This window comes from Xanthomonas sp. SHU 166 (assembly GCF_000364685.1).
Classification (GTDB): domain Bacteria; phylum Pseudomonadota; class Gammaproteobacteria; order Xanthomonadales; family Xanthomonadaceae; genus Xanthomonas_A; species Xanthomonas_A sontii.
Genome location: NZ_AQOJ01000232.1, coordinates 1 through 4,518, shown reverse-complemented (window position 1 = coordinate 4,518; position 4,518 = coordinate 1). Strand labels below are relative to the sequence as shown.

Genomic DNA, 4,518 nt, shown 5'->3' with positions numbered 1-4,518 from the left:
GCGGCGACCGCATCGGCGCGGCCGGCGACCGCTTCGGCACGGCCATCGCCCAGCACGCGGTCGGCGCCTGGCGCGAAGGCGTGGGCGTGCGCGCCAGCACCCGCTGGCCGGCATTTCTTGCGCAGATACGCGAACAGGGCCGGCGCCGCAGCGCACGCCTGGCCGGCATCCCCGGCCTGAGCGTGATCGCCGATACCCCCGGCGCCCAGGGCAGCTGGCCGATCCTGATGGTGCTGCTGCCCGATGCGGCCGCACGCGAATCGGTGCTGGGTGCGCTGTGGCCGCGCGGACTCGGCGTGGCGGTGCCGTTCGTGCATGCCCTGCCCGACTACGACTACCTGGACGGCATCGTCGAACGCACGCCGATGCCCAACGCCAGCGACTTCGCCGCGCGCTGCCTGAGCATCAGCAACAGCCCCTGGCTGGACGAGGCGCGCTTCGAGACCATCGTGGCCACGCTGCACGCGGCCTGCGCCGTTTCCTGTCAGAAACTAGCGCCCGTGGATATTGCGCTTGCTGGTGTCTGCGGATAATCTACACGGCTAAGAGACGCGTAAAATTATTACAAAAAAACGCGCTGAAGTTAATGTAGACCCCTGAATTTAAAGAATTATCTGGAGAAAAAATGAAAAGGACTATTTGGCTAGCCGCCACTGTGGCATTCGCCAGCATTGTTGCAATATTTTTCTTTCAAAAGAAAGAAAACAATGAAAATTCGCTCAGTCAGGCACAGCTTACAAACTCCGCTGAATCCAGCGAAAAATCATTAAAGCCCGAAATTTCAGCGACTGGAAAAGAAGAAGAAAAAAGCGGGCCATCGAGACCTGCAAAAAAATCCATAAGGCACCCGTTCCCCGAAGTACCGCAAACACGAAGAGGAATGAGCTTCGAGAACGATCCATTTTTTGCAGAAAGCAAAGCCGAACAGGCTTGGCTGGATCGCCACGGCTACCCCAATGAAAAACAATGGGAGGCCTATATGACAGCCCCGGAAGCTCTTTTGAAAGAAGCAGCAGACGCCGGAGACATGGCAGCGAAGGCAATATTGGATGCGCGCTTGTTGCCAACCGATCAACAGGCACAGCAACGCCTCATAGACGCAGGCGCAGAAGGAAATCTTTTTGCCCTAAATATGCTTGCCTCCTATCAAGGCGGAGCATCCAATGGAGATCCAGTTGCAGCCTATGCTTTGTCCCGCGTTTTAGAAATGCGAGGAGATACCCGCGCCGGAATCACCAGAGACGCAATGATTACAAAGCCATTATCAACCCAACAAAGGACATTAGGAGAGTCGGAAGCATTGCGAATAAATGACGCGATCGACAATATTTACAAGTCGAAATATGGAATAGATCCAAAATTAGACAAGCGCCCCATTGGCGCACAGTAAATCCACAAAAAAGGAATGAATTTTATGCAAAAGAAATATGGAATTGCACTACTATCTTTTAGTGGAATCATGGGTGTAGCACTAGCATGTTCCGAGCTCCCCATGCCCCCATTGCCACCGATTTCGGTAACTCTAGGCGACCTACCAAAGTTCAGCGACTACTCCAACCCGGCAAATGCCGCCTTTATGTCGAAACTCGATGCATCTGCATCAAAAGTTCTCGGCGAAGGCACATGGGTAAACAACTCCTACAAAGGCTATGTCGCCTACACATTCAAAATGCTGATGCACTCAGGGCGAAATATTGTCTATATTGAAAAGCCGTGTGGCAAAACCGCAAAGGAAGTGGCCAAGGAGCTGCAAGATCAAGCTTCGAATAATAGTGGTGGTGGTGGTGGCGGCGGCGGCAATGTAGGCAGTGGTAGCGGTGGCGGCATCCTAATTGGAGGCGGCTGCTATGGAAGCTGCGGGGGAAAAATGCCAGTTGTCGACGTAGGCCCCCCAGAGCAAACAAGTTAATCCACCCAGTGGTTTAGCGTGCAAAACGGCTTCATAGCCAAGCACATCGAATTGACATGTCGGGGCCGACGAATATGTCGCCCCGGCGTTTTGGCAACCCTCTTATACAGCAGTGCCTTTTGATAGGCGCTTCGAGCAGATTCGAACCACCTTGATCCAAAACAGCGCGCGCACCTCAATCAATCATTTAGATACGCTGACCACGTCCAGCGCCGCCAGCAGCCGCAGGTTCAAAGCGTGCTGCTGCGCCTGCCACGCCGACAGGTCCGCCGGCGACGGCTCGGGTTGCGCATCCAGCGCCGCCAGTTTTCGCTTCCACCATTGCGGGTAATGGGCCAGCGAGACTTCGCCGGTGATGTCGCTGCCGCACACCTGCCCGCGCAGCGCCTCGATCGCCTGCAGCAACTGCGGTATGCGCAGTTGGCCCTGGTCCCAGTTGGTGCGCACGTCCTGCGGATCCAGCACGTCCTTGTCCAGCGACAGATAGGTCGGCATCGGCGTGCGCCGCAGGTGCTCGACGAACGCGTCGCTCAGCGCGCTCACGCTGTCGAAACCGCGCACCGCCTGGCCCAGGCCCAGCCGCCGCGCCCAGCCCACGTCCACGCCACTGCACCAGTAGCGCAGCTTGCCGCGGTACAGCGGCAACAGGTGGTTTTCCCAGGCATGGCCAGGGCCGACGTCGCCGGAGGTGATGCCGGCCACCTCGACCTGCGCCACCTGCGGCAGCGCGGCGATGCGGCGCACCCACGAGCCGCAGTGAACGCCGAACGGGAAGCGCATGTTGTCCGGATGGTTGTCGAACACCACCACCCGCAACGGCGCCTGCGCACGCTGCGCCAGGCGCACGATCAACGGCAGGCTCAGGTGATGGAAATCGCCGCTGCCCAGCAGCACGGTGCCGTACTGCGCCGGCAGCGCCTGCTCCAGCGCCGCGCCGAAGCGGCGCAGCCGCGCCATCGAGCAGGCGAAGCGCAGACCATCGCACCAGTCGCGCAACGGCAGGCGCACGGCGCCGGGTACTGCGCCCAGCGAAGCGTCGAGATCGAGCAGGACCGGGGTGCGCATCTCAGTCCTCCTCGGCGGTATCGGCGGCCGGCCCGACGTCGTCGGATTCGAACAGCGGCCGCAGCCGCCGCAGCACGGCGCGCAGCAACGGATTGCGCAGGTACACCGCATGCCAGGTGTAGGTGAAGCTGGCGCCGAGCTGGGCCTTCACCTCCGGATCGGTCCAGCCGGCGACGTAGGCGGTGAGGCCATGGCGGCAGGCATAGTCGAGGTTCTCGATCCAGCTCAGCGCGTACAGGTTGTGGTCGCGCGCATCCGGGTAGTGCAGGCCGATGTACTTGTCGATCAGCCGACCCTCGTGCACGTAGCACAGATTCCAGCCGATGATGCGGCCCTGGTGCCGGTACACGAACACCTGCCCGCCCGAGTCGGCGTCGGTCAGCAGCGCGTCGAAGAACGGTTCGGTCAACAGGTCGAAATGGATCTCGCTCTGCGCGTACACCTCCTGGTACAACGCATAGCAGTGCGCGCGCAGCGCCGGGTCGGCGAAGGCCGGGCCGGTCGGCAGCACCTCGATCTCCAGATCGGCGCGCGAGCGCAGCTTGCGGCGGATGTTGCGCCGGCGCCCGCGCGAGAGCCGCGCCAGGTACTCGTCGGTGGAGGCGAAGTCGATCGGAACCCAGGCCAGCGCCTGCCCGCGCAGCAGCACGTAGCCGTTGCGCTCGCAGGCGTCCAGGAACGCCTGCGCCCAGGCGTTGTCGGCCTCATCCAGCAGCGGCGAGCGCTGCGGCACGTCCTTGACGATCATCAGCGCGCGGCGCCGGCCCAGTTGCGTACGCCACTGCCGCGGCAACTGCACCGGGTCGGCCGCGCGCGGCAGCCAGGCGTATTCGCTGACGGTGCTGCCGACGAAGCTGGTGCGCGGCCGCAGCAGGCGCTGCCACAGCCGCTGCAGAGGCAGCCGCGCCACCTTCGCGCGCAGCGCGGGTTCGGCGGTGGTGAGCAGGTCGAAATCGGCCTCGAAGGCCGGCACCCCGTGCTCCAGGGGCTGGATCAGGAAACCGGCTGGCGGGTGCTGCAGGAACTGCCGCTGCAAGGCCTGCGGCTCGAGTTGGTTGACGAAAGGCATCTGCAAGATTGATCGTCTAGCGTGGAGAATGGATGCTGCGGCCCAGGCCGCAGCGTGCGATCCACCGGCGGCGGGCGCCGCACGGTGGCCCTTCATTTCGCGGAGCACTGCCATGACCCCGTCCATCGAGTCGCAAATCCACAGCATCGTCGCCAAGCATGGCGAGATCGACCCGGCGCGCCTGACCCCGGATGCCAAGCTGCAGGACCTGGGCGTGGATTCGCTCGAGGCCATCGAAATCCTGTTCGACATCGAAGAACACTTCGACATCACCTTCCCGCAGCGCGACCCGAACCTGGACGACGGTTCGCTCGGCAAGCTGGTGCAGGCGGTCGAGGACGCGCTGGCGGCCAAGGCGGCGGCCGGCGCGGCGCAACCGGCGCACTGACGCGCCATGGGCGCCTCCCCGCACGCGCGGCGCGTCGTGGTCACCGGCATGGGCGCGGTCAGCGCGCTCGGCCTGGGCGCCGAGGCG

General features: G+C 62.5%; 6 protein-coding genes. 4 read left to right on the top strand and 2 right to left on the bottom strand.

Annotated elements, in window-relative coordinates; all coding sequences use genetic code 11:
* The 3 genes from D180_RS07695 to D180_RS22905 form a co-directional block, all read left to right on the top strand.
* Window positions 1-533 (top strand): DegT/DnrJ/EryC1/StrS family aminotransferase (locus D180_RS07695; protein WP_017912334.1); only part of this gene is annotated, 533 nt, incomplete at its 5' end.
* A 92-nt stretch (window positions 534-625) separates the two neighbouring features.
* Entirely contained in the window at window positions 626-1,390 is a 765-nt protein-coding gene (locus D180_RS22910; protein ID WP_226975048.1) for a hypothetical protein, read from the top strand.
* Window positions 1,391-1,405: 15 nt separating this feature from the next.
* On the top strand, window positions 1,406-1,909 hold the full coding sequence (locus tag D180_RS22905; protein ID WP_081616437.1) for a hypothetical protein: 504 nt from the start codon (window positions 1,406-1,408) through the stop codon (window positions 1,907-1,909).
* Between the two features lie 183 nt (window positions 1,910-2,092).
* Here the strand turns inward: D180_RS22905 and D180_RS07690 are convergent, their stop codons facing one another.
* Together D180_RS07690 and D180_RS07685 are read right to left on the bottom strand one after the other, a co-directional pair.
* On the bottom strand, window positions 2,093-2,974 hold the full coding sequence (locus D180_RS07690; RefSeq protein ID WP_017912333.1) for an arginase family protein: 882 nt from the start codon (window positions 2,972-2,974) through the stop codon (window positions 2,093-2,095).
* A gap of 1 nt (window position 2,975) precedes the next feature.
* Complete coding sequence (locus tag D180_RS07685) at window positions 2,976-4,043, bottom strand: GNAT family N-acetyltransferase (protein WP_017912332.1); 1,068 nt, start codon at window positions 4,041-4,043, stop codon at window positions 2,976-2,978.
* A gap of 112 nt (window positions 4,044-4,155) precedes the next feature.
* On the opposite strand from D180_RS07685, the gene D180_RS07680 reads away from it, so the two are divergent.
* A complete protein-coding gene (locus D180_RS07680; protein WP_010342598.1) occupies window positions 4,156-4,431 on the top strand; it encodes an acyl carrier protein in 276 nt (91 codons plus the stop codon).
* Window positions 4,432-4,518: the final 87 nt, after the last annotated feature.

Bases quoted from the DNA above. Each gene is read 5' to 3' on its own strand.
- D180_RS22910 (WP_226975048.1), top strand. From the start codon at position 626: ATGAAAAGGACTATTTGGCTAGCCGCCACTGTGGCATTCGCCAGCATT.
- D180_RS07680 (WP_010342598.1), top strand. From the start codon at position 4,156: ATGACCCCGTCCATCGAGTCGCAAATCCACAGCATCGTCGCCAAGCAT.
- D180_RS07690 (WP_017912333.1), bottom strand. From the start codon at position 2,974: ATGCGCACCCCGGTCCTGCTCGATCTCGACGCTTCGCTGGGCGCAGTA.
- D180_RS07685 (WP_017912332.1), bottom strand. From the start codon at position 4,043: ATGCCTTTCGTCAACCAACTCGAGCCGCAGGCCTTGCAGCGGCAGTTC.
- D180_RS22905 (WP_081616437.1), top strand. From the start codon at position 1,406: ATGAATTTTATGCAAAAGAAATATGGAATTGCACTACTATCTTTTAGT.